Here is a 24,755-nt window from a genome sequence, read left to right as displayed (position 1 = left end):
CGTCCGAACAGGCTACCCGAGGCGCGTCAGAGTAGGCCGCGCGACTTCAGCGTCAGGTAGTGATCGGCCAGTGCGGCCGGTAGCTTGTCGGGTTCGGCATCCACCACGTCGACGCCGAGCCGCCCGACGGCGGTCGCGGTCCGGTTGCGCAGCAGCGTGGTTCGAGCCGCGGCGGCAGCACCGTACACCTCTCGCGCATCGTCGCGCTGTTCGATGAGGTCGCCGAGCGCGGGGTCGGCGACCGATCCGATCACCACGCGGTAACGCTGCGCCAGCACCGACAGCGGCGGCAGCAGCGACTCCTCGACGGCGGCCGGCTCGAGCGGGGTGAGCAACACCAGCAGTGCCCGCTGCCGGCTCAGCTTGGTGACCTCGGCGCCGAGCATCGGCCAATCGGCTTCCAACAGCGCGGGTTCGAGCGTCGACATCGCGTTGACGAGGGAACTCAGCAAGTCCGATCCGGTGACTCCGACCACCCGGGAGTGCACGCGACGATCGCCCGCGATGAGGTCGACCCGGTCGCCGGCATGTGAGGCCAACGCGGCCAGGAGCAGCGCGGCGTCCATTGCGGCGTCGAGACGTGGCGTGTCGCCGACGCGCCCTGCCGATGTCCGCGAGGTGTCGAGCACGATGACGATGTGCCGGTCCTTCTCCGGCTGCCATGTGCGCACAACCACCGAGCGTCGACGTGCGGTCGCACGCCAGTCGATGCTGCGCACATCGTCACCCTCGACGTAGTCGCGCAGCGAATCGAATTCGGTTCCCTGACCGCGGATTCGGACCGCGGACCGGCCGTCGAGCTGACGGAGCCGGGCCAGTCGCGACGGCAGGTGTCTCCGAGATCCGAACGGTGGCAGTGCCCGGATGAACCCGGGCATCGGCAGGCCACGTTGTCGTCCGGCGAGGCCCAACGGTCCGCGCCGCCGCACCGTGACCCGCAGGCCGAGCCGATCGCCGCGTCGGGTCGGCGTCAGCACGGTGTGCACGGCCCGACGTTCGCCGGCGGGGATGTCCAGTGCGTGGACGTTGCCGGTTGCCCCTGCCGACGGCTGCCAGGCGTCGCGCAGTTGGCCCCGGAATCGGCGGGTGCCGGGATTGTCGACAACGATTGTGCTGGAAGTGGATTGGCCGAGTCGGATCGGATCGGTCGGGCTGCGCCGGACGGTTACCGCCGTCGTGGAGCCGGCGGCGAGTACGTCGATGCCGAGCAGCACCAGGCACCCGAACACCCATGCCAACGCGGTGAGGTAGTGGGGCCACACGATCACCGGCACCGCGCCGAGCGCCACCAGCGCGAAGAACCGCCCGGTCAGATACATCAGCGCGGGACGGGTACGGACCGGATGGCGGTGTCGAGTACCGCGGTCACCGACACCCCCTCCAACTCGGCTTCGGGTCGCAGCGAAAGGCGATGTGCCAGTGTCGATTGTGCGAGTGACTGCACATCGTCGGGCGTCACGAAATCACGACCGTTGAGCCACGCCCATGCCCGGCTGGTTCCCAGAAGTGCGGTGGCACCGCGGGGGCTCACACCGAGCGAGAGCGACGGCGACACCCGAGTGGCCCGCGCGATGTCGACGATGTACGCGGCGACCTGTGGTGAAACACTCACGTGCCGAACCTGATCCGCACCCGCCTCGATGTCGGTGGCCGAAGCGACCGGCCGCAGTCCGGCCGCGGCCAGATCGCGCGGATCGAAACCCGCGGCATGACGCGCCAGGACGGTGATCTCGTCGTCGCGAGGCGGCAGCGGCAGCGTCACCTTGAGGAGGAAACGGTCGAGCTGGGCTTCCGGCAGCGGATAGGTGCCCTCGTACTCCACCGGATTCTGGGTGGCTGCGACGAGGAAGGGGCGGGGGAGAGGACGGGGAGCCCCGTCGACAGTGACCTGCCGCTCCTCCATGGACTCCAGCAGCGACGCCTGCGTCTTCGGCGGCGTCCGGTTGATCTCGTCGGCGAGGAGGAGGTTGGTGAACACCGGACCTTCGCGGAAGGTGAATTCCGAGGTGGCGCTGTCGAAGACCAGTGATCCGGTGATGTCGCCGGGCATCAGGTCGGGCGTGAACTGGACGCGTTTGGTGTCGACGGCCAGCGCGGTTGCCACCGACCGCACCAGCAGGGTCTTGGCCACACCGGGTACGCCTTCGAGCAGGATATGGCCGCGGCACAGTAGTGCGATGAGGATGCCCGCGACGGCCGGATCTTGCCCGACAACGGCTTTGGCGACCTCGCCGCGCACAGCGTTGAGCGCGGCCCGTGCCGGGTCGGCGGGCGGGATCGGCGGCGCCTGCTTCGTGAACTGTGGGGGCTGATGGGGGAACTGTGGGGGCTGATGGGGGAACTGTGGGGGCTGATGAGGGTCGATGGTCATGGTGTGCGGTGAACCTCCTTCTCGAGGGCGGTCAGTTCGGTGGTGAAGACGACCAGCGCGTCCTCTGTGTCGGGTAACCGATCGGCAAGTAGGGCGCTCACCTGCGCCGGATCGCGGCCGGTCGCGGCGACCACTGCGTCGATGATCGCGCTCACCGCGGGACCCGGCGGGGCGGGGTGACCCGCCAGCGCGTCGAGCTCCCAATCGGGCTGGGCGAGTACGGTGATCGCGACCGACGGGTCGTAGGGCAGGCCGAGATAGCGGGCCAGGTCGGTCAGTGTTTGGATGCGAAGGGTGGCTGCGGATCGGGTGACCGCTCGCGCACGGTGGTACATGCGTCCGCGTGCCTGCGTGGTCTCTATCGCCTTGACCACAGCGGGAAGCGGCTCGGTGACGAGCGGGCCGAATCGCCTGCCGCGCCACAGCATCAGAGCGAGAACCACAAAGACCGACAGCAGGATGAGTGGCCCGATCGCGCGCGGGATGTCGGACGACTCGTCGTCGGATGTGATCTCGTCGGTCAGGTAAGGCACGTACCACAGCACACGGTCATTGCCGGCGATCATGCGAATCGCGACGCCGGCGTTGTCGTACTGGTCGAGATGGGCGTTGACGAGCATGTCGCCGCCCATCAGCACGATCTCCGGTCGGCTCGTCATCGCCGGCATGATGAGCACACTCGATGCAATCCCGTCGGTGAAGCATGCCACCGCACCGGGTTCGGTGGTGGTGTAGGCGATGGGTCCGTAGGTGGTGGCGTCGCCGGGGGCGATACCGGACGTGGTGCAGCCGGCGTAGACAGCACTGGTGGCCGAGCCGTACACGGCTGTGGCGTTCACTCCGAACGCGGCGAGATCGCCGGGCGGCCCGACCAGGACGATGCGACCCGCATTGGCTACCCGGTCGAGAAAGTGTTGCCGGGTACCGGGATTCAGCAACGACGCCGACGAAACCACCACGGTGGTGTCATAGTCGGGCCGATCCGCGTCGTCGAGTCCCTTGATGCCTCGCGCCACCTCGACATCCACACCGTGGTCGTCGATCACGGACACGAGCGCTTTGGTGCCGCCGGGGCCCGCGCCGGCGGGATCGAAAGGGTTGTCGGGAGACTCGGTGGCCAGGGAATTCAGCCCGGCACCCAGGAATGCCACGACGACAACCCCGACGACCACGACGACGATTCCGACGGCCAGCCAGATCCATCGGTCCAACGTCCTCTTCGGAGTCGACGACACAGGTGTGGTCACCGTCATCGAGGCACCGCGAATCGGTCATCGGCGACCTCGGTGTCGTCCTCGGGCCGGGTCGATGCGAGCTCGGATTCCAGTTCCAGTGCCCGGTGGGCCTGATCTCGAGAGGCGTGCCGATCGCCGTAGGCGATCGCGTCGAACAGATCGGCGCAGTCGCGCAGGCGGGTGGTGTGGTCGGGGAAGCGTCGCACGAGTCGTGTGGCGACCTCGTGGGCGGTCAACGAGGGTGCGTCGTCGAGCAGCCGGCGCTCGAATGCCCGCTGCGCCACCGCACGCATCGCGGCCACGACGCAGGCGTCGAAATCCCCGCCGTCGAGGGCTTCCCGAGCCTGCTCGCGTAACTGCTTGGCACTCAGGGGTTCCGAGCCGAGTACCGATTGCGCGGTCTCGGTGTCGGTCGTCTTCTTCTTGGGAGTTCGACGAACGAACCGGGCGAGGTAGATGATGAGCCAGGTCGCGACGGCCGCGACCAGAACCCAGAAGATGATCGTGAGGGGCTGCGAGACGTCGCCGAGGCCGGTGAACGTGTTGGCGAACCACTCGAGAATGTTCTCACCGGCACGCTGCAACCAGTTGGGTTCCTTCGGCTGATACTCCTGTTTGGACAGCTCGTCCTTGGCCCATTCGCGGGCCTGCTCGTTGTCGGGGTCCAGCCCGGCCGCGAGGGCGATCATCGACCTTCTCCCCCTTTGGACGCCGGGTCGGCGCCGTGCCTGTGGGCCGAACCTACCAAATCCGCGACGGCCCGTCGGGAAGCGTCGTTCGCTCGAAGCATCTTTCTGACCGGCGGGCGGCGTGCTAGCGTCACGACTAGAACACGTTCTAATTTCGGAGGATGAACATGACCGTTGACCAGGCAGGGCTCGCGGAGAAGATCGACGCCGTGGTGGACTCCTACATCGAGTACCTGACGACCGGCACGGCCGAGCAGATCGCCGACCTCTACGCGGCGAACGCGACCGTCGAGGACCCGATCGGCGCGGACATCCGCGACACCCGTGAGCAGCTGATCGAGTTCTACTCGATCATCACCGGCATGGACGAGCGGACCGCGACCCTGAAGTGGAAGAAGGTCGCCGGCGACACCGCGGTCTTCGAGTTCACTCTCGTCACCGGCACCGCAGGAATGCGCTTCGAGATCACCCCGGTCGACATCATGGTGTTCGACGCCGACGGCAAGATCTCGACCATGCGCGCCGTCTGGCAGCAGTCGGATCTCAAGCAGCTCTGATCCCCGAGGAGTCAGGTGACCAGCCCCGCTGACCTGGGAAAACGCATCAGCGCGGTGCCCGCAAAATCTAGGGGAAGAACTTCTTCCCCGGGTTTCATAGTCGTCCGCTAGAAATTCCTAGGGGACGACACCAAGGGTGGGGGAAGAAGTTTCTTCCCCCACTTTGTGTGCCACCCGCCCCCGACGACGACCCGCTGCCCGCTTCCACGATCGCCGCCGCAGACGGCGGGTGGGTCGCTGATCCGAGGAGTACTGCTTTCCGGCTCCTGACCTGTGGAAACTCTTACGCCCACCGCGCCGCATCGGTCACCACGTCGAGCGTCGGCTGTGGGCGGTTCCGGATGCGGCGAGCGGCCGGACGTCGATCATCTGGTCCGCCGACGATTTCGATTGACGACCCCTCAGCCGCGACCCGTCGGCCGAAGCACGATGTCCTGCGGATGCGCGTCGGCGGGGGTGTGGATGGCGTGCGCCACCGCGGTGGCGACCGTCTCGGGCCGCAGGAACTGGGCGGCGTCGTAGTCGCGCCCTTCGATGGCGACCAGGTCGCGCTGCATGTCTGTGTCGATACGGCCCGGGTAGATGGATGTGACGCGCAGCGTCGGCTCTTCGGCGCGCAGCGCGTCGGCGAGTGCGCGCAGCCCGAACTTGCTCGCGGCGTAGGGCGCCCAGTGCGCACGGGCGTTGCGGCCCGCGCCGGAGTTGATGAACACCACGTGTCCCTGCGCGGAGCGCAGCGCAGGCAGGAGCAGCCGCGTGAGTTCGGCCACCGCGACGAGGTTCACCTCGAGCACGTGGTGCCACTCCTCGACGGGGGTGTCGGCGACCATCTCGAGGCTGCTCCCGACACCGGCGTTGTGCACCAGGACGTCGAGCTCGGAAACAGCTTCGACGGCGGCCGCGACCTCGTCGTAGTCGGTCAGCTCCACGGGAAATGTGCTCGCCCCGTCGAGTTGCGTGGCGAGATGGTCGAGCTGCGGTGACGGCCGTCCGCCGAGCAGCAGGTCGTGGGTTGGCGCGAGCTGGCGGGCGATCTCGGCCCCGAGGCCGCGGCTGGCCCCGGTGATCAATGCGGTGGGCACCCATCCGACACTACCGATGCTCAGTGGCCCGACGAAGACACTCGCGCAGCGGACGCACAGGAGTCAGTGCAGAATCGACGGGTGGCACGGTACGGATTCACCCCAACGCAGTTGTCGGCCCGCGCCGCCTATCTCCTGCGCGGCAACGACCTGGGGACGATGACGAGCGCCGCGCCCCGCCTCTACCCACACATGTGGAGCTGGGATGCCGCGTTCGTGACGGTCGGGCTGGCGCCGCTGTCCGTCGAACGTGCCGTCATCGAGATGGACACCTTGCTGTCCGCGCAGTGGCGCAACGGCATGATCCCGCACATCGTCTTCGCCAACGGCCGGGATGGCTATTTTCCCGGACCGTCGCGCTGGGAGTGCGCCCGGCTGGCCGACTGCTCGCCCGATTTCCCCGACACCTCCGGAATCACCCAGCCGCCCGTCCACGCGATCGCCGTGCAGCGCATCCTCGACCACTCACGTCGGCACGGTCGTACCACTCGAGCCGCGGCCAACGAGTTCATCGACCGCCGTTGGGGTGCGCTGATGCGGTGGCACCGGTGGCTCGCCGACGCCCGCGATCCCAGCGGCCGCGGCCGGATCACCATCTTCCACGGCTGGGAATCCGGCATGGACAACTCGCCACGGTGGGATAAGCCCTATTCGAATGTGGTTCCCGGAGCTGACCTTCCGCCCTACAAGCGGGCCGATCTCGACCACGTCGGCGGCGACGCGTCGATGCGACCGTCCAACCTCGAGTACGACCGCTACATCTGGCTGGTGGAGCAGATGAAGCGCGCCAACTACGACGACGCGGTGCTGCCCAAGACGATGGACTTCGCCGTCGAGGACGTGTTCGTCAGCGCCATCTTCTCGGTGGCCTGCGACGTGCTGGCCACCATCGGCGAGGACTACTCGAAGCCGCGGTCGGATGTGCGCGACCTCCGCGCCTGGTCGGATCGCTTCCGCGCCGGCGTCGTCGCGGCCGCCAACGATCGCAACGGCGCGGCGCGCGACTTCGATCTGCGAGCGAATGCGTGGATCAACACCGACACCATCGCGGTGTTCGCCCCGCTCCTGTGCGGCGGGCTCTCCCGCGAACGTGAGCGGGCTCTGCTGCGTCTGTTCGACGGTCCGCGGTTCTGCGGGCACCCCGACCTCCGGTACGCGGTACCACCGTCGACGTCGCCGATCTCGGCGGACTTCCGCCCCCGCGAATACTGGCGTGGGCCGGTATGGCCGGTGATGACCTGGCTGTTCAGCTGGGCATTTGCTCGGCGTGGCTGGACGGAACGATCCGCCCGACTGCGTGACGAGGGATTGCGACAGGCCACCGACGGCTCGTTCGCGGAATACTACGAGCCCTTCACCGGCGAGCCGCTCGGCAGCATGCAGCAGAGCTGGACGGCGGCGTCCGTGCTCGACTGGCTCGACTGAACTCCCCACAGGTGGCCGGGTAACGAAGCACGGCCACTGTGTCCGTTTTTTCGCGAATGCACGAATGTGATGTGAGTCTCACTGTAGAAGACGATGTTTCTCACGCATAAACACACATGTCACACGTTCGAAACAGTCACTATGTTTCATAGCATGCAACGAAGTCCACTGAGATGATCCAGCGTTCTTCGAGCCCGTGAAACCCCCGAAGGAGCCAATGTGACCGTCGAGAGCACCACCCAAGCGACCGAATTCCGTGTGACCAGTGACGCCTGGAAGGGCCTGCCCAGAATGCCGGAGGCGGAGTACCCCGGCACCGAGGGCTTCATCGGAGACGCGTATGAGAACCCGGACGGCAGCCCCATGTGCAGCGGCTTCTTCGAGCTCCGTCACACCGATGCGCCGCTGTACTACGAGTACGAGTACGACGAGATGAAGGTCGTCCTGGAGGGTGAGTTCCTCCTGGAAAACAAGGAGACCGGGCAGAAGTCGGTCGCGAAGGCCAAGGACGCGATCTTCTTCCCGAAGGGCTCGAAGATCTACTTCAGCACACCGAGCTACGCCCTGGCCTTCTACACCGGTCAGCGCGACGCGACACTGCTCTGACGCGGAATGACCGAGCTGGTCGATTCGCCGGCTTCCGCCGGCGAGGAATACACACAGATCGCATACTCGAGCATCCCGAGCTGGGCCCGGCCCGCCATCGCAGAGGACGCCGCGTCGCCGGCCGATCTGCCGATCCCGGCTGGTACCTCGTATGTGCTCGTCGGCATCGGCGATGAGGGCTGCGCGAACGTCGACACCTGGGCGCGCGCCATTGGCGACGCGGCACCCGTTGCGCAGGTCACCCACGCCGACGCGTCGGGCGCTGCGGCCGGACTGCGCGCGGCTGTGTCACGCAGTGTCGTCGGCGTACGGGTTCTCGTGTCCGGTCCGGCCGGCGCGTGTCTCACCGTGCGCGCCTCGGGTGTGAATGCCGGTCTCAACGACGACGAGATCCACGTCACCGTCGCCGGTTCGGGCGCCATCGACGTCTTCTGCTCCCATTGTCGCGTGGTGAATCAGGTCGTGGCCGAGGTCGACGACGTGATCACCTGCAACGGATGCGCACGCAATCTGCTTGTCTACTATCACGTTTCGCGCAGAACGGGCTCGTACCTCGGCTACATGGTCGATGCCGAGGAGCCCGCCCGCGCGCCCGGGACGCATCAGGAGTCCGACCGATGAAACTCGCTGTGAGCGCCGAGTCGAGCGAGGTGAACACCGCCGCCCCGAGCATTGGTGCGCTGACGCTGATCGTCACCGGGATCACCCAGTCCGGCAGGTCGATCCGCACGTTCACTTTCGCCGATCCGCAGGGTGCACCGCTACCCGGCTTCATTCCCGGCAGTCATCTGGTGGTTCACGCAGGTCCACACACCAACGCCTACAGCCTCACCTCCGACGGGACCGACCCGATCGAGTACTCGATCTCGGTGCTGCGCGTCGCCGACGGCGCGGGCGGTTCGGTGTGGATGCACGACCACGTGCGGGTGGGCGATCTGGTTCGTGTCCTCCCACCTCGCAGTGCCTTTGCCCCCGTCGCACGTGCGGCCAAGCATCTGCTGGTGGCCGGTGGGATCGGGGTGACACCGATCGTGTCGCACCTGCGTGCCGCCGCACGATGGCGGCGAAAGGTGCAGATTCTCTACACCTTCCGCCCCGACAACGCGGCACACGTCGACGACGTCGTCGAACTGGGCGGAACGGACGCCGAACTCTTCACCGCGCGAGCCGATTTCGCCGTGCGACTCTCGGTGGTGCTGCGCGAGCAGCCGGTCGGCACTCACCTCTATACCTGCGGCCCCGGACCGCTCATCGACCACGTCGTCGAGACGGCCGTGGCGCTGGGCTGGCCCGAATCGCGTATTCACTTCGAGCGCTTCGGAATCGACGCACTCGATGCCGGCGACCCGTTCCGCCTGCGGTTGACCGAGAGCAGTACGACGCTGGACGTCCCGTCGGGCACCAGCATGCTCGAAGCCCTGGAGGCCACCGGGATCTCGATCCCGAATCTCTGCCGACAGGGTGTGTGCGGTGAGTGCCGCATACCACTGACCGCCGGGGAGGCCGTCCACCGCGATCTGTTCCTCAGCGACGAGGAGAAGTCCTCGAGAGAAGCGATCATGCCGTGCGTCTCCCGCGCCCCCGACGGCTGCACCCTGGAGGTTCCGCTGTGACCGTGTCGCTCTCACCCGACCTCGTCGCCGGGTTCCCGTTTCCCTTCCCCGAGGATCGCTACCGCTACTCCACCAACGTCGAACCGGCCGGTGAGCCGGTGGTCACCGCCGGAGGCGTCTGGGGCGCCGCGGTCGTCGACATCGACTCCGAGTACCACCACGAGCTCGCCGAGCGAGCCGCGGTCCTGGCGGCCGATCCCACCCGTCACGCGGTGCTCCCGCACATGGCACCGGCGGCGTGGGATGCGATGCTGACGTTGATGCGCGCGCTGTCGGCGGCCTACCCCGACACCATGCACCTCACCTCGACCGGCACCGACACCTGGCACTGGCGCAACGACCTGCTCGACGTCGAGCAGACCTTCCGCTACGGGGATTCGACGACACTTCCGGAAGAACCCCTGCGCTACATCGCATCTCAGGTTCAGGAAGACATCGCTCTGCTCGATCAGCGCTGCGACACGCTGTTCGTCGACGCAGGTGTCATCACCTTCGCGGCGGACTGGAGCTTCGGCTTCGACGTCGGCATGAGCTTCCTCGAAATCCACGGACCGGTACCCCGGGTCCGCAAGATGGGCGTCATCACCCGCGCACACGAGTTCCTCAAACGATTGCAACCACATAAGCCGTACCGACGCACCAACTGGACGATGACCATCGGCCGTCGCCTCGACGTGTCGACCGAAGGCTACCCGGAGTGGGGACCCGACCGCGAGATGATCGGGCACGTCTACGACGCCGAGTTCGGACGCCTCGTCCACCTGCGCGTCGAGGTACAACATCTCGTCCGCCTGCCCGACTCCGGTGCGCTGATGTTCCTCATCCGCACCTACATGTTGCCGCTCGAGCAGCTCGCGACAGTGGAGGCGTGGCGCCTGCGCGCGGCCGAGGTGTTCGACGAACTGCCTTCGGACATGGCCGATTACAAGGGCGTGATCAAGTACAAGCAGCGGGCCGCCCAGTGGCTGCGGGCGGCTGCGAGTGTTCCTGATGTGCCGGCTCTCGGCATGCCCATCTGGCCGACGACACCACCTACCGTGGACACCACCGGAGCCGCGTTCCTCGTCGTCGGCATAGGCGAGGACGCCCAGACCGGCCACGTGTCGCGCCTGTGGGTCGGTGCCGCAGAGGCTGCCGGCCCCACGCGGCTGCTGGTGCTCGACTCCCTTTCGGAGGAAGCGGATCTCGCCGTGCTGCTCGATGCGTTTGACGATGCACGCACGGGAACAAGGATTCTGGTGACCGGCGGTCAGTACGACGTGATGATGGCTCTGGCGCTGGCCCGTGAGGCCGGGGCGACCGACGCGGAGCTGAGCGCGTTCGTCACGCACACCCGTGACCTGCCGATGTACTGTGCGCATTGCCGCGACACCTTCCGGGTCGAGGCCGCGCCGGGGAGTGTCGTCGAATGTCCCGGCTGCGTAAGGAATCTGGAGATCCACGAGCATCATTCCGCAGTCCGGGGAAGCTTCCTGGCGTCGGCGGCCGAAGTCGGCTCGGAGCGGTCATGACGGCGGTCGCCGAGCCGGGACATCCCGGACACCTCCATCCGTCGTATGACACCCGCGCCCGGCCGATGCGGGTCACCGAGGTCCGGTCGTTGACCGAACGCATCAAGCACTTTCGTTTCGCGCCGGTGGATGTGGGCTCGGTCGCCGTGACACCCTTCGCGCCCGGCAGTCATCTGATCGTGTCGGCCGGTGAGCATCGCAACGCCTACTCGCTCGTGGACGACGGGATGTACGCCACCGGCTACGGCATCTCGGTATTGCGCCGTGGAGCCGACGGCGGGTCGGACTGGTTGCACGACAACCTCTCCGAGGGGGATGTGGTCGAGGTCGAGGGGCCGCGGTCGATGTTCGCACCCGTTCTCGACCAGCGGCGCGCATTGCTGGTGGCCGGTGGGATCGGGGTGACGCCGGTGCTGTCGCACGCACGGGCAATCGTCCGCGATGGTGGTCAAGCGGAGATCGTCTACTCCTATCGACCGGGACAGGCAGCGCATGTCGACGATCTGCGCGACCTGGCGACCCGGGCCGGCATCACGCTGCACGAGGTGCACGGTGCCGACGCGACCGCCGCGTTGTTGAAGTCGGTATTTCGCCGGCAACCACTGGGCACTCACGCCTATGCGTGCGGACCGACCGCTCTGCTCGAGACCTACCAGCGGATCGCCACCGAGGCCGGATGGCCCTCGGCGCGAGTTCATCTGGAGCGGTTCACCGAACCCGAGCAGGATCCCGGTGAGCCGTTCACCGTCGGCCTGCGCTCTGGTGAGCAGGTCGAGGTCCCGGCGGGAGTGTCGCTCTTGGAGCGGCTCCTCGAACACGGTGTCGCGATCCCCAACCTCTGCCGCCAGGGGGTGTGCGGCGAATGCCGAATCCCGGTGCGCGCAGGGCAACTCGAACACCGTGACTTCGTGCTCACCGAGGAGGAGAAGACCGCCGGAGACGCGATGCTGTGTTGCGTGTCCCGCGGCGTTGATATCGAGGTGGACCTATGAGCATTGCACCGCAAGAGATCTCGACTCACGGGGAGGTCGCCCGGTATCTCGACCAGCCCGTCGACCATCTGGCCAACTTGCCCTGGCCGTTCCCCGACGAGCTCGCCGAGTTCACCTACACCGTGAACGTCGAACCGGCGCGTGTGCCGCGCCGGACCCGTGGTGGTGAATGGGGCAGGCACCTAGTTGACCTCGGCGGCGCCGAGTACCTGCAGTACATGACCGAACGACGTCGGATACTCGACGCCGATCCGTCGCGTGTGCGAGTGATGCCCGGCATGGAACTGGCCTGCTGGGATCTGCTCCTCTACTACCTGCGTGACCTCGATCTCGCCTACCCCGACCTGATGCATCTCACCGAGCAGGGTGACGGCCGATTCCATTGGCGCAATGATCTTCTCGGCACCGACCAGGAGTTTGTCCTGGGCGAGTACGACACGCTGCCGAACGGCCCGTTGGACTTCCTGGCCCGGGAGGTGCCCGACGATCTGCTGCTCGTCGTCGAACGGGACGGCCGCCTCTACTTCGACGCGGGCGTGGTCACCTTCGCCGCCGCGTGGTCGGTCTCCTTCGATGTCGGCATGGACATGTACGAGATCCACGCCCCGGTACCGGGTCTCACGCGGGACGGGATCGTGGCCCGAGCCGAGCAGTTTCTGCGGCGCCTGCCCGCCGACCAGGTGTATCGGCGCGTCAACTGGACGCTGTCGGCATCGGACTCCGACAAGCTCGACGTGAGTCTCGAGGAGCTGCCCGAATGGGTGAACGACGTTCCGCAGATGGTCACCGAGGCCGACTTCGCTCGAGCGCGTCTGCGGATCGAGCTCGAACACTTTGTCCGGCTGCCGATGTCGGGTGCGGTCACCTTCAACATCCGCACCTTCATGGCGTCGCTCGAGGAAGTGCGCCGGATTCCGGAATGGTCCCGTCAACTGGCCACGGTCATCGAGACCCTGAGTCCGGACATCGCATCGTACAAAGGCTTTCTCGACTATCGCGACGACGTGGTCGCGTACCTCCGCGGGCAATGACGCCCGCTGCTGTTTGAATCACCCACCCCGACACACCCTGTCGTCAACCCGAGGAACACCCTATGGAACCGGTAATCGCCGCCAACGCCGATCTGGCGTGGATGCTCGCGGCATTCGTCTTTGTCCTGCTCATGTTTCCCGGCCTCGCCTTGTATTACGGCGGCATGGTCGGATCGCGGAACATCCTGAACATGATGACCATGGTCCTGTCGACCCTGGGCATCACGGCCATCATCTATGTGCTCTTCGGATACGGCCTGCAGTCGGGGCCGTCGGTCGGCGGCTGGGGCATCATCGGCGACCCGACCGACTACTTCGGATTGACCAAATGGATGTCCGACGAGGGCACCGGTACCACCGAGACCCTGTACTACGTCGCATGGTTCATCCTGTTCGCGGCCATCACGATCGCCATCGTGGCCAGCGGTGCAGCGGGCCGGATGAAGTTCTCCGCCTGGCTCGTCTTCGCCCCGATCTGGCTGATCCTGGTCTACCTGCCGGTCGCGCACTGGGTGTTCGCCGCCGACACCGACGACGCGCAGGGCGGATTCCTGCTGAACGACCTGAAGATTCACGACTACGCGGGCGGTACCGCGGTGCACATGAACTCCGGTGTTGCTGCGTTGGCACTCGCGCTGGTTCTCGGTGCACGCCGGAAGCGTCTGGAGCGACCCAACAATGTGCCCTTGGCGTTGCTGGGTGGCGGCATCCTGTGGTTCGGCTGGTTCGGGTTCAACGGCAGCTGCGCGCTCGGTGCGAGCTTCCTGACCCAGGTCGTCATCCTCAACACGCTGCTGGCCGGCTGCTCGGGCATGATCGGCTTCCTCATCATCGAGAAGTGGCGCGAGGGACACGCGACGTCGCTCGGGCTCATCACCGGCACCGTTGCCGGCCTGGTCGGCATCACGCCGTCGGCCAACACGATGAACCCTTTGGGTGCGCTGATGGTCGGCTTGATCGCTTCTGCCGTGGTCGCCCTGCTGCTGAGCTTCAAGTCCAAGTTCAAGGTCGACGACACGCTGGACGCCTTCGCCGTGCACGGTGTCGGCGGCATCGTCGGCACACTCTGCATCGTGCTCTTCGCGGCCGAGTCGGCCCCGGCCGGTGTCCAGGGCATCCTGTTCGGCGGCGACTTCGACATCCTGTGGCGCGAACTCGGCGGCATCGCGATCACCTGCACCTTCTCCTTCGTCATGACCTGGCTGATCGCCAAGGCCCTCGACAAGACCATCGGTCTGCGCGTCGACGAGGAGACCGAGACCACCGGGCTGGACTCGACGATCCACGCCGAGAGTGCCTACGAGATCCCGGCGTCGGGTGTCGGTCACGGTCCCGGCCTGGGAGCGCAGTCGCGTCACACCACAGTGAGCGTAGAACACGCTGTGGCTCAATCGGTTCCGGCCGGCCAGTCCTGATCGTCAGTAGCGGCAGGGGGTCCACCGACGCGGTGGGCCCCCTGCCGTCGTTTCCGCAGGCCAAGTCCTCAGGGAAACGACACTGACCGCTCACCGCCGAGAAACACGATCGTAACAACTCGGGTGTCTACTTCAAGTAGACAAAGTACACCAACAGTAGACATACTGGTTACCAACACCACCGACCGGAGAAAGCCATGACCGAAACCCCCACCCTCGCCAGTCTCTGCGAGGCGCACGGCACCACGTTCATCCTCGCCATGTTCGTCGACCTCCGCGGCAAGCCGTGCGCCAAGCTGGTTCCGGTCGAGGCCGTCGACGAACTCGCCACCGACGGCGTGGGTTTCGCCGGCTACGCGGTCGGTGCGATGGGCCAGGAACCCAAGGACCCGGACCTGATCGCCATCCCGGACGTCAGCTCCTTCCTGCCGATTCCCTTCATCAAGGAGGGCCTCGCGCTGGTCCACTGCGATCCCCATGTCGAGGGCAAGCCGTGGCCGTTCGCACCACGCAACATCCTCAAGTCGTTGATCGCGCAGGCCGGTGACGCGGGATTCGAGCCGTGGGTGGGCGCCGAGGTGGAGTACTTCCTGCTGAAGCGGGCAGCGGACGGCTCGCTGGTCACCGCAGACGATTCCGACGACTCCGATCAGCCCTGCTACGACGTACGCGGCCTCACCCGCATGTACGACCACCTGACCGCCGTGTCCACCGCGATGAATCAGTTGGGCTGGAGCAACTACGCCAACGACCATGAGGACGGCAACGGCCAGTTCGAGCAGAACTTCGCCTACTCCGACGCACTCACCACCGCCGACCGGGTGGTCACCCTGCGCTACCTGCTCTCCACCATCGCCGCCGAGCGCGGCATGATCGCCACCTTCATGCCGAAGCCCTTCGCCGAGCGCACCGGCTCCGGACTGCACTTCCATCTGTCCCTCACCTCGGCGGACAAGCCGGTCTTCCCGGGCAACGTCGAGGAGGACGAGCGCGGCCTGGGTCTGACGGCGGAGGCATATGCCTTCGTCGGCGGTGTTCTGGAACATGCTCCCGCCCTGCAGGCGGTGATGGCCCCGACGGTCAACTCCTACAAGCGAACCGGAGCAACCGCCACCCGTTCCGGAGCTTCCTGGGCACCCCGCAAGGCGACCTACGGCGGCAACGACCGAACCCATTACGTCCGCATCCCCGACGAACAGCGGGTGGAGTTGCGCGGCGGCGACGGCTCGGCAAATCCCTACCTGGCCATCGCGGCCGCACTCGGCGCGGGCCTCGATGGCATCAAGCGCAGTCTCGATCCCGGCGCCCTTGGGACCTGCCCCGGCCACATCTCGGACCTGCCGCTCACCCTGCTGCACGCGGTCGAGGCGTTCGAGTCCGACGACGTGATCCTCGGTGCGCTCGACGCTGCGCTTCCCGACGACTGGGCGGTAGATCACCGGCCGTCGAGCTACTTCTCCAACCTCAAGCGTGAGGAGTTCTTCAAATGGCATTCGTCGGTGTCCCCGTGGGAGGTCGACGCCTACCTCACCGCCTTCTGATCACCCACCCACCCATCTCGCTGGTCGAGCCGACACCGAGCCGCTAGGCGAGGCGTCGTGTCGAGACCACACATACCGAACCCACCACAGCAAAGGACCCAAATCATGTGTGGCATAGTCGGACTCCATCTCCGCAACCCAGATCTGTACCCGCGCCTGGGCGCCCTGCTCGCCGAGATGCTCGGTGAGATGCAGGACCGCGGCGCCGACTCGGCCGGCATCGCGGTCTACGGCAACGAGGCATGGTCGCCGTCGGGGCACGGCTGCGTCAGCCTGCTCGCGGTCGACGTGACACCCGCCGATGCCTCGGCGAAGATCGGCGCGGCACTGGGTGTTTCGGTCGCCGCACAGAACGTCGACGCCACCCTCGTGCTGTCGGCGCCGGTGAGCTCCGAAGAACTCCTGGGCGCTGCGCGTGCGGCATATCCCGGCGCACTCGTCGCCGGCTTCGGTGCCGACCTCACGGTACTCAAGGGCGTGGGCGCACCCCGCGACCTCGCTGCAGATTGGGGCCTCGCACAGGCGTCGGGCTGGCAGGGCGTCGGGCATACCCGCATGGCAACCGAGTCCGCGGTCACCCCGTCGGGAGCACACCCGTTCGCCGTCGGGCCCGAGCAGTGCCTGGTACACAACGGTTCGTTCTCCAACCACGCGAGCATCCGCCGCGACCTGCGTGCTGCCGGTGTGGAATTCGACAGCGAGAACGACACCGAGGTGGGTGCCCGGTTCGTCGCCCACCAACTCGCCGCCGGCAAGGACGTCGAGACCGCACTCAAGGAGGTCTGCGCCACCTTCGACGGCTTCTACACCCTGCTGGTGTCCAACCGCGACTCCTTCGCCGTGGTCCGCGATGCTATCGCCTGCAAGCCCGCGGTGATCGCCGAGACCGACGATTGGGTTGCGATGGCGAGCGAATACCGTGCTCTCGCAGGACTTCCCGGCGTCGAAAACGCGCGCATCTGGGAGCCCGAGCCCGAGGTGGTCTACGCATGGACACGCTGACCGCAACCCTGGAACCACAACTTTCGATCCCGAAGGAGGAGACCATGAATCCCGCTCATCATTTCGATCTCGCCGAGACTCCTCTGCGCGAGGTCAATTCGGCCCTGCACGGCGACGTGTCGGGCGAGATCGTCATCGACAACCCGGCCGGCGCACACAGCGTGGCCGCCGGCGTCAACGCGCCGGTCAAGATCACCGTCAACGGCCATGTCGGCTACTACGCCGCCGGAATGAACCAGCAGGCCGAGATCACCATCGACGGCAACGCCGGCACCGGTGTCGCGGAGAATATGATGAGCGGAACCGTCGTGGTCAAGGGCAACGCTTCCCAATCGGCCGGCGCCACCGCGCACGGCGGACTGCTCGTCATCGAGGGAGATGCCGCGGCCCGCTGTGGCATCTCGATGAAGGGCATCGACATCGTGGTCGGGGGCAGCGTCGGCCACAACAGCGCCTTCATGGCGCAGGCCGGACGCCTGGTGATCCGCGGCGACGCCGGACACGGGCTCGGCGACTCGATCTACGAGACGCGAATCTATCTACGCGGCAACGTCGAATCCCTCGGCGCCGACTGCGTCGCCAAGCCGATGCGTGCCGAGCACCTCGAAGAGCTTGCCGGACTGCTGAAGGCCGCCGGCTACAAGGACGACGATCCCAGCACCTACACCCGCTACGGCTCGGCCCGTCAGCTCTACCACTTCCACAGCGACAACACGTCCGCGTACTGACGCCTTCCGGTCCCTGAGGTGCGAGGAGCGCTAGCGACGAGCCTCGAAGGGCCGCTACACCTTTCCACAGAAAGAACATCATGACCGACAACCTGAGCATCGAGCAGCGCGGGCTCCGTGAGTCCGCCACCTTCGACCGCACCACCATCGCAGCCATCCAGCGCGCCGCCGACACCGGTGTCTACGACATCCGGGGCTGGGGCGCCAAGCGAAAGCTGCCGCACTTCGACGACCTGCTGTTCCTGGGAGCGTCGATGTCGCGGTACCCGCTCGAGGGCTACCGCGAGCGTTGCGACACCGACCTACTGCTCGGCACCCGAAATGCCAAGTACCCGTTGCACCTCGACACCCCGGTCACCATCGCCGGCATGAGCTTCGGCGCCCTGTCCGCCGGTGCCAAGGAGGCTCTCGGCCGCGGCGCATCGGAGGTCGGGACGTCGACCACCACCGGCGACGGTGGCATGACGCCGGAAGAGCGGGGACAGTCCAAGAACCTCGTCTACCAGTACCTGCCCTCGCGGTACGGGATGAACCCGGACGACCTGCGCAAGGCCGACGCCATCGAGGTGGTGCTCGGGCAGGGTGCCAAGCCCGGCGGCGGCGGAATGTTGCTGGGACAGAAGATCTCCGAGCGAGTGGCTGCGATGCGGACGCTGCCCGAGGGCATCGATCAGCGCAGCGCCTGCCGTCACCCGGACTGGACCGGACCCGACGACCTCGCCATCAAGATCAACGAACTGCGGGAGATCACCGATTGGGAAAAGCCGATCTATGTCAAGGTCGGTGCCACCCGCACCTACTACGACGTGAAGCTGGCCGTGCATTCCGGCGCCGACGTCGTGGTGGTCGACGGCATGCAGGGCGGCACCGCCGCCACCCAGGAAGTGTTCATCGAGCACGTCGGCATCCCGACGCTGGCCGCCATCCCGCAGGCCGTGCAGGCGCTGCAGGAACTCGGCGTGCACCGGGCGGGCAAGGACGGCGTGCAGCTCATCGTGTCCGGTGGCATCCGCAACGGTGCCGACGTCGCCAAGGCGATGGCCCTGGGTGCCGACGCCGTGGCCATTGGCACCGCGGCGCTGATCGCCTTGGGCGACAACGATCCTCGCTACGCCAAGGAATACGAGGCGCTCGGTTCGGCGGCGGGCTACTACGACGACTTCCAGGACGGACGCGACCCAGCGGGCATCAGCACCCAGGATCCGGAACTCTCCGCACGATTCGACCCGGTGATCGGCGGCAAACGCCTCGCCAACTTCCTGCGGGTCACGACCATGGAGGCGCAGACCATCGCCCGCGCGTGCGGCAAGGCGCACCTCCAGCACCTGGAACCCGAAGACCTGGTGGCGATCTCGCTCGAGGCCGCCGCCATGGCGCGGGTCCCGTTGGCCGGCACCTCGTGGATTCCGGGGGCCCGATTGTGAGCGAAGGCAATTCGACCGCATCCGTCGTCATCGTCGGCGGTGGACTCGAAGGTGTGGCGACCGCATGGGCGCTGAGCCAGCGCGGTATCACCGATGTCGTTGTCTGCGAACGCGACACCGTCGGCGGTGGGATGACCGGCAAGTCGTCGGGCATCGTCCGGTGCCACTACGGGGTCAGCTCGCTGGCGGCGATGGCCGCCATCGGGCTGGAGGTCTTCGAGAAGGCCGAAGAGATCTTCGGCACCGAGATCGGATTCCGTCAGACCGGGTACGTCGTGGGCGTCGGCGAACCCAACGTCGACAATCTGCGCAAGAGTCTCGCCGCGCAGCGTGCGGTCGGGGTGCAGACCGAGGAGATGGACAAGGCGGAGGTCGCCAAGCTGTGGCCCGCCGCCGACCTGGAGCCGTTCGCGGCCTTCGGATGGGAAGAGCGCGGCGGCTACGGCGACGCGTACCAGACCGCCCAGGCCTTCGCGGCGTCGGCACGGGCTGCCGGCGTGCGAATTCGTCAGGGCACCACCGTGACCGAACTGATCGTCGACGGCGACCGGGCCACCGGTGTGCGGCTGGCCGACGGCTCCACCATCTCGGCGGACACCGTGGTGGTCGCGACCGGCGTGTGGTCGAAGCCCTTCCTCGCGCCCCACGGCGTCGACGTACCGATCTCGGTGCATCGCGAGCAGATCGTGATGATCCACCCGGGTGTGGAACTCGGCGCGGTGCCGGTGTTCTCGGATCTGGTGTCGCTCCAGTACGTCCGGCCGGACGTGCGTGGTGAGATCCTGTTCGGCAACAGCGATCTCGCCGAGCTCGAGATCGCCGATCCGGACAGCTACCTCAATCGCGCAGACGAGGCATTCCTCGATCTCACCGTCGACAAGGTGGGTACCCGCTTCCCGGACTTCACCGAAGCAGCGATCACCAGCAGCTACGCCGGGTGCTATGACGTGACCCCGGACTGGAATCCGATCATCTCGCATGGACCGCTCGACGGGCTGGTGCTCGCCGTCGGGTTCAGCGGGCACGGCTTCAAGATCTCGCCGGCGGTGGGCCGGCTCGTCGCCGATCTCGTCGTCGACGGCCGTAGCGCCGATCCGCGTATCCCTGAGTCTGACTTCCGCTACACCCGGTTCGCCGAAGGGGAACTGCTCACGACGCGCTTCCCATATGTGGGTGCCGGTGAGATGCGCTGACCTGCACGTGACGGGAGTCTTACCGTGTGTCTCCTGACAGTGGACGCCGGGCGTCACTATCCTGGCGTGGTGGACGAGCCCCTGATCCGGAATCAATCCGGAACCGCGCGAGAACGCCCCGTCGACCAGCCCGTCGAGGAACTGGAACTCGAGGCCGCGATTGCGCGCAACGTGCGCAGGCTCCGTCAGCAGGAGGGGTTGTCGGTCGGCGACATGGCGGCCAAGGTCGGCATCTCCAAGGCGATGCTGTCGAAGATCGAGAATGCTCAGACGTCGTGCAGTCTGAGTACTCTCGCTCGTCTATCCCACGGGTTCGACGTCTCGGTCACGTCGTTGTTCCGTGGCGCCGACCTGGAACGTTCGGCGGTGTTCGTCAAGGCGAACGAAGGCTCCCAGATCATTCGCGAGGGCTCCCGTGAGGGCCACGAGTACGAGCTGCTCGGGTCGCTGCGCGGTGAGCACAAGCGCCTGGAATGCCTGCTGGTGACGCTGACCGAGAAGTCGGTGACCCAGCCGCTGTTCCAGCATCCGGGCACCGAGTTCATCTACATGCTCGAGGGGTCGATGGACTACGCCCACAGCCGCTCGGTGTACCGAATGCGGCCGGGCGACGCGCTCCAGCTCGACGGGGAAGGCGCGCACGGTCCGGTCGAGTTGGTCGAACTGCCGTGCCGTTTCCTCTCGGTGATCGCCTTCCCCGACTCGGCCATCTGACCTCTCGGCGCCTACCGCTGGCTCGTCGGGATCTCCGTCTGCTGATCGAGTAGGTGAGCCCTTGTCGAGGGGCGTCCTGGTGATTGAGTAGGCGAGCCCCCGAGGTCGAGCCGTATCGAAATCCGGTGAGACAAACGTGTCCGCGACCCAGTGGTCTCCGACATCGTCGGCGATCGTGGAAGCGGGAAGTGTCCGTCGGCGCGCGACAGAGGACACCCCGACGGGTCAGGAGAAACGTTGTAGCAGAAGGTGCCCCATACGCGACACCTTCTGCCACGACGTTGGCTGCTCGGCCTCGACACCTGGCGTGCTCGGTCACTCCAGCCGTCGCACCGCAAGAAACTAGGGGAAGAAACTCGTCCCCTACCCCTGGAGTCTTCCCCGCGAAATTTCTCACGGACGACTCAACAAGCCGGGGACGAAAGTAGGGGAAGAACCTTCCCATACTTTCAGTGGCCCGGCGGCTCACTAGTACTCCTCGGCACCGATGAGCGCGGCGTCCTCATCGACCGTCTTGCCGACCGCCTTGCGTCCGCCGACGAACGACACGGCACAGACGGCGACCACGCAGTAGGCCGCGGCGAACCACCACGGTGCGGCATGCGATCCGAACCATTCGGCGAGGTGCGCGACCAGGACGGCGGCCACGGCGGCACCCATCCAGCGCAGGAAGCTGTAACCGGCGCTCGACACCGAGCGTGGGGTTTCCGGACCGTTCGCCGACATCGCGACGCCGGTGAACAGCGTGTTGAGCACGCCCGACGGGATGCCGGAGATGATGACCGCGAGCCCGATGAGCCAGACCTGATCGTCGAGGGTGCCGATGCCGGCGAGCGCCATGACCACCGCGTAGGTCGCGATGGCGGTGATGACGCCACCTTTCTGCCCGATCCGCTGCGCGAGCCACGGTGCGACGAAGACACCCGCGAGGGCGGTCAGCAGACCCCAGCCGAAGAACACCAGGCCGGCGTAGATCGGCCGCAGTCCCATGGCGATGGGTGCCCAGGCGATGACGGTGAACAGAGCGCCGGTGTAGAACGCCGAGCCGATCGAGGTGATGAGCAGGGTGCGGTTGCGCAGCGCCTTCAGCGGGTCGACGATCCGGACCGGGACTCGCTCGGTGCGCGGTCCGTCGGTGGGCAGCATGACCGCACACAGGATGGCGCCGATCAGCATCAGGATTGCGGTCCCGGCGAACGGTGCGCGCCACGTCCATTCACCCAGAACGGCTCCCAGCAGCGGGCCGATTGCCAGACCGACGCCAAGCGCGGCTTCATACAGCATGATCGCGCCGTGCTGGCTGCCCTTGGCAGCGGTCACGATGAACGCGAGTGCGGTCGCGATGAACAGGGCATTGCCGAGTCCCCAGAGGACGCGGTAGGCGATGAGTTGGTCGATGCCGCTGGCGAAGGCCGAGATCCCGGCCGCCACGACGATGAAGGCAAGGCCGACGGTGAGGGTCCGCTTGGGGCCGAAACGATAAGCGGCCCAACCGGTCAGCAGCATGGCGACACACTGCACGCCGACGTACACGCCGAACAGCAGGGTCAGCTTCTCCGGCGGCGCATTGAGCGCCTCGGCGATGCTGTTGAGGATGGGATCCACGAGACCGATGCCCATGAACGCGATGACTGCGGCGAAGGCCGTCACCCAGACCGTGCGGGGCTGTCCGCGGAACGCCTCGATGAGCGAATGTTCTTGATGGTCGGCTACTTCCGAAGAAGCTGGCCGATTCTCGGTGACTGTCATAGGTGATTCCTCGCGTGATCAATCGGTGGGTGCGTCGGCGCGGGCCGGCTGGATTTCGAGTTGCTCGCGCAGACGCTCCAACGCTGGTGCGGCGGCGTCGAGTGCTGCGCGATCGGCGTCGCTCAGTTGTGCCACTGCTTCGGTCAGAATGCTGTCGCGTTGTCCGCGAACCCGGTCGAGAACGTCGACGCCGTGGTCGGTCAGCCCGACCAGGACGGCCCGCCGATCCTCGGGATCCGCATGACGTTCGACGAGGCCGTTCCGAGCCAGACCGTCGATGAGGGCGGTGGCCGTCGGCATGCGGATGGACTCGCGGTCGGCGAGTTCGCCCATCCGCATCGGACCGTGGTCGAGCAGTACGGACAGTGCCGACGCCTGCGCCGCCGTGTACTCACGGATCGGCGTGTGGCGTCGAAGTGCCAGGTAGAGCCGCGTCAGCGTCGGCCGCAGGGCGGCCGCCAGGGCGGAGGGTTCGACATCAGACACATTCGTAAGCCTAATACTTAGGGATACGAAGTAAAAGTCGGACCGTTGTGACCTTGGGCACGCGCGGTGTTGGGCGCGATCGCCGGCCTTAGGAATATTAGGACGCTTTATTATCTGCGGATAAACTCGGCTAGCTCTTGATGAAGTCGGTCCGTGGACCGACTTCGCAATCCCTACACACCGAACGCAGGCGCTGAGCCGGAGGTTGTGGCTGGCCGCGATGAACTCGTTTCAACCTTTGAAGTACTCCGTGCTCGGCTATCGCGGGGGCGAACTGAGCAGTCGATGATCATCACCGGCCTGCGCGGCGTGGGCAAGACTGTGGTGCTCAATCTCTTCGCCGAGCGGGCGCGTGAGTCTCGTTGGCAAGTGGCTGAGTTCGAAGCCAGCAGAAACGACGACGCGCACTTTCGAGGCACGCTCTTCTCTGTGTTGCGCGCAGCCCTCCTCCAGATCTCCCCGAGACAACGATGGACTGACAGAGCGCATCGGGCGGCGTCCGCACTGTCGTCCTTCAGCGTGTCGGCGGCTGGATTGTCTGTTTCGTGGGATGTCGCTGTCGAGGATGGACTGGCAGACCACGGGAACTTGTCCATGGACCTCACCGACGTCTTGGTCACTCTCGGCGAGGTGGCCGGTGAGGCTGGTCGAGGCATCGTGATTCTGGTGGACGAGGTTCAGTTCTTGCGAAAGACCCAGTTGGAGGCTGTGATCCAGGGAATTCACAAGACCGTCCAGCGAAAGTTGCCAATCACGTTCGTGGGCGCGGGGTTACCGCAAATCGCGGAGCTCGCCGGTGACGCCAAGTCGTATGCGGAGCGCCTCTTCACTTTTCCGGTCATCGGTTCACTCGACGAGTCAGCTGCGCATCGTGCGCTGGCGGGCGCCGCCGAGCAGGAGGGGGTGACTTTCGAACACGCCGCCCTTGAGCTGGCTGTGCAGATCACGCAAGGCTATCCGTACTTCTTGCAGGAGTTGGGATACCAGGCTTGGGAGGTCGCCGAAGGCGAATCCATCTCGCGCGAGGATGTGGAGGTCGCGCGCGAAGCGTACGACGCCAAACTTGACTCCTCCTTCTTCCGCGTCCGACTCGACCGCGCCACCGCGCTGCAGACCGCCTACATGCGGGCAATGGCGGAGTTGGGTCCCGAGCCACACAAAGCCGGTGACGTCGCACGCAGCATGGGTCGCGAGTCGACTCAGCTGGGGCCGACGCGGGCCGAGCTCATCAACATGGGCCTCCTCTTTACGCCCAGTCACGGCTATGCAGCTTTCACAGTGCCGAACTTCGATGGGTTCTTGAGGCGCGCGATCCCACATCTCGAAGTCCCCACGACCAGACGCCGCGGCCGACGCGACGATGGTTCAGGGACGTCAGAGTAATCTGGCAA

At 66.4% G+C, this 24,755-nt stretch carries 23 protein-coding genes; 16 read left to right on the top strand and 7 right to left on the bottom strand.

Annotated features, from left to right (window positions below; translation table 11 throughout):
* Positions 1 to 26: 26 nt before the first annotated feature.
* From MKW15_RS01585 to MKW15_RS01570, 4 genes are read right to left on the bottom strand one after another with little or no spacing between them, the layout of a single operon-like run.
* Positions 27 to 1,319 (bottom strand): DUF58 domain-containing protein, encoded by a 1,293-nt coding sequence (locus MKW15_RS01585; protein WP_240855420.1) that lies wholly within the window; start codon positions 1,317 to 1,319, stop codon positions 27 to 29.
* The gene (locus MKW15_RS01580) at positions 1,319 to 2,371 is read right to left on the bottom strand and encodes an AAA family ATPase (protein ID WP_240855418.1); all 1,053 of its coding nucleotides are present in this window, start codon (positions 2,369 to 2,371) and stop codon (positions 1,319 to 1,321) included. The genes MKW15_RS01585 and MKW15_RS01580 overlap by 1 nt, the downstream gene beginning before the upstream one ends.
* Positions 2,368 to 3,624: a DUF4350 domain-containing protein gene (locus MKW15_RS01575; RefSeq protein ID WP_240855416.1), complete on the bottom strand. Its 1,257-nt coding sequence runs from the start codon at positions 3,622 to 3,624 to the stop codon at positions 2,368 to 2,370. The genes MKW15_RS01580 and MKW15_RS01575 overlap by 4 nt, the downstream gene beginning before the upstream one ends.
* Positions 3,621 to 4,295, bottom strand: a complete 675-nt coding sequence (locus tag MKW15_RS01570; RefSeq protein WP_240855414.1) for a DUF4129 domain-containing protein — start codon at positions 4,293 to 4,295, stop codon at positions 3,621 to 3,623. The genes MKW15_RS01575 and MKW15_RS01570 overlap by 4 nt, the downstream gene beginning before the upstream one ends.
* A 167-nt stretch (positions 4,296 to 4,462) precedes the next feature.
* Between MKW15_RS01570 and MKW15_RS01565 the strand changes: the two genes are divergently transcribed.
* The gene (locus MKW15_RS01565; RefSeq protein ID WP_240855412.1) at positions 4,463 to 4,852 is read left to right on the top strand and encodes a nuclear transport factor 2 family protein; all 390 of its coding nucleotides are present in this window, start codon (positions 4,463 to 4,465) and stop codon (positions 4,850 to 4,852) included.
* Between the two features lie 401 nt (positions 4,853 to 5,253).
* Here the strand turns inward: MKW15_RS01565 and MKW15_RS01560 are convergent, their stop codons facing one another.
* Entirely contained in the window at positions 5,254 to 5,934 is a 681-nt protein-coding gene (locus tag MKW15_RS01560) for an SDR family oxidoreductase (protein ID WP_240855410.1), read from the bottom strand.
* Positions 5,935 to 6,015: 81 nt separating this feature from the next.
* Between MKW15_RS01560 and ggh the strand changes: the two genes are divergently transcribed.
* The 14 genes from ggh to MKW15_RS01490 all read left to right on the top strand — a co-directional run bounded on the left by ggh (position 6,016) and on the right by MKW15_RS01490 (position 21,129).
* Positions 6,016 to 7,359, top strand: coding sequence for a glucosylglycerate hydrolase (ggh, locus tag MKW15_RS01555; protein WP_240855409.1), 1,344 nt, complete (start codon positions 6,016 to 6,018; stop codon positions 7,357 to 7,359).
* Between the two features lie 219 nt (positions 7,360 to 7,578).
* Entirely contained in the window at positions 7,579 to 7,965 is a 387-nt protein-coding gene (locus MKW15_RS01550; RefSeq protein WP_240855407.1) for a cupin domain-containing protein, read from the top strand.
* Positions 7,966 to 7,971: 6 nt separating this feature from the next.
* Entirely contained in the window at positions 7,972 to 8,586 is a 615-nt protein-coding gene (locus MKW15_RS01545; RefSeq protein WP_240855405.1) for a dimethylamine monooxygenase subunit DmmA family protein, read from the top strand.
* Positions 8,583 to 9,578: a PDR/VanB family oxidoreductase gene (locus MKW15_RS01540; RefSeq protein WP_240855404.1), complete on the top strand. Its 996-nt coding sequence runs from the start codon at positions 8,583 to 8,585 to the stop codon at positions 9,576 to 9,578. Before MKW15_RS01545 ends, MKW15_RS01540 begins: the two co-directional genes overlap by 4 nt.
* Positions 9,575 to 11,089, top strand: coding sequence for a heme-dependent oxidative N-demethylase family protein (locus MKW15_RS01535; protein ID WP_240855403.1), 1,515 nt, complete (start codon positions 9,575 to 9,577; stop codon positions 11,087 to 11,089). Before MKW15_RS01540 ends, MKW15_RS01535 begins: the two co-directional genes overlap by 4 nt.
* On the top strand, positions 11,086 to 12,081 hold the full coding sequence (locus MKW15_RS01530; protein ID WP_240855402.1) for a PDR/VanB family oxidoreductase: 996 nt from the start codon (positions 11,086 to 11,088) through the stop codon (positions 12,079 to 12,081). Before MKW15_RS01535 ends, MKW15_RS01530 begins: the two co-directional genes overlap by 4 nt.
* On the top strand, positions 12,078 to 13,112 hold the full coding sequence (locus MKW15_RS01525; RefSeq protein WP_240855401.1) for a heme-dependent oxidative N-demethylase family protein: 1,035 nt from the start codon (positions 12,078 to 12,080) through the stop codon (positions 13,110 to 13,112). Before MKW15_RS01530 ends, MKW15_RS01525 begins: the two co-directional genes overlap by 4 nt.
* A gap of 62 nt (positions 13,113 to 13,174) precedes the next feature.
* A complete protein-coding gene (locus MKW15_RS01520) occupies positions 13,175 to 14,527 on the top strand; it encodes an ammonium transporter (protein WP_240855400.1) in 1,353 nt (450 codons plus the stop codon).
* 197 nt (positions 14,528 to 14,724) lie between these two features.
* Positions 14,725 to 16,068 (top strand): type III glutamate--ammonia ligase, encoded by a 1,344-nt coding sequence (gene glnT / locus MKW15_RS01515; protein ID WP_240855398.1) that lies wholly within the window; start codon positions 14,725 to 14,727, stop codon positions 16,066 to 16,068.
* Positions 16,069 to 16,173: 105 nt separating this feature from the next.
* Complete coding sequence (locus MKW15_RS01510; RefSeq protein ID WP_240855397.1) at positions 16,174 to 17,070, top strand: class II glutamine amidotransferase domain-containing protein; 897 nt, start codon at positions 16,174 to 16,176, stop codon at positions 17,068 to 17,070.
* Positions 17,058 to 17,798, top strand: coding sequence for a GltB/FmdC/FwdC-like GXGXG domain-containing protein (locus MKW15_RS01505; protein WP_374245898.1), 741 nt, complete (start codon positions 17,058 to 17,060; stop codon positions 17,796 to 17,798). Before MKW15_RS01510 ends, MKW15_RS01505 begins: the two co-directional genes overlap by 13 nt.
* A gap of 80 nt (positions 17,799 to 17,878) precedes the next feature.
* Positions 17,879 to 19,222: an FMN-binding glutamate synthase family protein gene (locus MKW15_RS01500; RefSeq protein WP_240855394.1), complete on the top strand. Its 1,344-nt coding sequence runs from the start codon at positions 17,879 to 17,881 to the stop codon at positions 19,220 to 19,222.
* Positions 19,219 to 20,415, top strand: a complete 1,197-nt coding sequence (locus tag MKW15_RS01495; RefSeq protein WP_240855392.1) for an NAD(P)/FAD-dependent oxidoreductase — start codon at positions 19,219 to 19,221, stop codon at positions 20,413 to 20,415. Before MKW15_RS01500 ends, MKW15_RS01495 begins: the two co-directional genes overlap by 4 nt.
* A 24-nt stretch (positions 20,416 to 20,439) precedes the next feature.
* Positions 20,440 to 21,129 (top strand): helix-turn-helix domain-containing protein, encoded by a 690-nt coding sequence (locus MKW15_RS01490; RefSeq protein ID WP_240855390.1) that lies wholly within the window; start codon positions 20,440 to 20,442, stop codon positions 21,127 to 21,129.
* A gap of 468 nt (positions 21,130 to 21,597) precedes the next feature.
* Here MKW15_RS01490 and MKW15_RS01485 read toward each other — a convergent pair whose 3' ends face one another.
* Both MKW15_RS01485 and MKW15_RS01480 read right to left on the bottom strand, forming a co-directional pair.
* Positions 21,598 to 22,878, bottom strand: a complete 1,281-nt coding sequence (locus tag MKW15_RS01485) for an MFS transporter (RefSeq protein WP_240855388.1) — start codon at positions 22,876 to 22,878, stop codon at positions 21,598 to 21,600.
* An 18-nt stretch (positions 22,879 to 22,896) separates the two neighbouring features.
* On the bottom strand, positions 22,897 to 23,364 hold the full coding sequence (locus MKW15_RS01480) for a MarR family winged helix-turn-helix transcriptional regulator (protein ID WP_240855386.1): 468 nt from the start codon (positions 23,362 to 23,364) through the stop codon (positions 22,897 to 22,899).
* Positions 23,365 to 23,517: 153 nt separating this feature from the next.
* Between MKW15_RS01480 and MKW15_RS01475 the strand changes: the two genes are divergently transcribed.
* On the top strand, positions 23,518 to 24,747 hold the full coding sequence (locus MKW15_RS01475) for an ATP-binding protein (protein ID WP_240855383.1): 1,230 nt from the start codon (positions 23,518 to 23,520) through the stop codon (positions 24,745 to 24,747).
* Positions 24,748 to 24,755: the final 8 nt, after the last annotated feature.

Source organism: Gordonia gummivorans (genome assembly GCF_022513585.1).
Taxonomy (GTDB): Bacteria; Actinomycetota; Actinomycetes; order Mycobacteriales; family Mycobacteriaceae; genus Gordonia.
The sequence above is the reverse complement of the archived record's forward strand: the minus strand, read 5'-3'. Positions and strand labels throughout refer to the sequence as shown.

Bases quoted from the DNA above. Each gene is read 5' to 3' on its own strand.
- MKW15_RS01540 (WP_240855404.1), top strand. From the start codon at position 8,583: ATGAAACTCGCTGTGAGCGCCGAGTCGAGCGAGGTGAACACCGCCGCC.
- glnT (WP_240855398.1), top strand. From the start codon at position 14,725: ATGACCGAAACCCCCACCCTCGCCAGTCTCTGCGAGGCGCACGGCACC.
- MKW15_RS01505 (WP_374245898.1), top strand. From the start codon at position 17,058: ATGGACACGCTGACCGCAACCCTGGAACCACAACTTTCGATCCCGAAG.
- MKW15_RS01510 (WP_240855397.1), top strand. From the start codon at position 16,174: ATGTGTGGCATAGTCGGACTCCATCTCCGCAACCCAGATCTGTACCCG.
- MKW15_RS01520 (WP_240855400.1), top strand. From the start codon at position 13,175: ATGGAACCGGTAATCGCCGCCAACGCCGATCTGGCGTGGATGCTCGCG.
- MKW15_RS01500 (WP_240855394.1), top strand. From the start codon at position 17,879: ATGACCGACAACCTGAGCATCGAGCAGCGCGGGCTCCGTGAGTCCGCC.
- MKW15_RS01580 (WP_240855418.1), bottom strand. From the start codon at position 2,371: ATGACCATCGACCCTCATCAGCCCCCACAGTTCCCCCATCAGCCCCCA.
- MKW15_RS01485 (WP_240855388.1), bottom strand. From the start codon at position 22,878: ATGACAGTCACCGAGAATCGGCCAGCTTCTTCGGAAGTAGCCGACCAT.
- MKW15_RS01530 (WP_240855402.1), top strand. From the start codon at position 11,086: ATGACGGCGGTCGCCGAGCCGGGACATCCCGGACACCTCCATCCGTCG.
- MKW15_RS01585 (WP_240855420.1), bottom strand. From the start codon at position 1,319: ATGTATCTGACCGGGCGGTTCTTCGCGCTGGTGGCGCTCGGCGCGGTG.
- MKW15_RS01570 (WP_240855414.1), bottom strand. From the start codon at position 4,295: ATGATCGCCCTCGCGGCCGGGCTGGACCCCGACAACGAGCAGGCCCGC.
- MKW15_RS01575 (WP_240855416.1), bottom strand. From the start codon at position 3,624: ATGACGGTGACCACACCTGTGTCGTCGACTCCGAAGAGGACGTTGGAC.
- MKW15_RS01525 (WP_240855401.1), top strand. From the start codon at position 12,078: ATGAGCATTGCACCGCAAGAGATCTCGACTCACGGGGAGGTCGCCCGG.
- MKW15_RS01565 (WP_240855412.1), top strand. From the start codon at position 4,463: ATGACCGTTGACCAGGCAGGGCTCGCGGAGAAGATCGACGCCGTGGTG.
- MKW15_RS01545 (WP_240855405.1), top strand. From the start codon at position 7,972: ATGACCGAGCTGGTCGATTCGCCGGCTTCCGCCGGCGAGGAATACACA.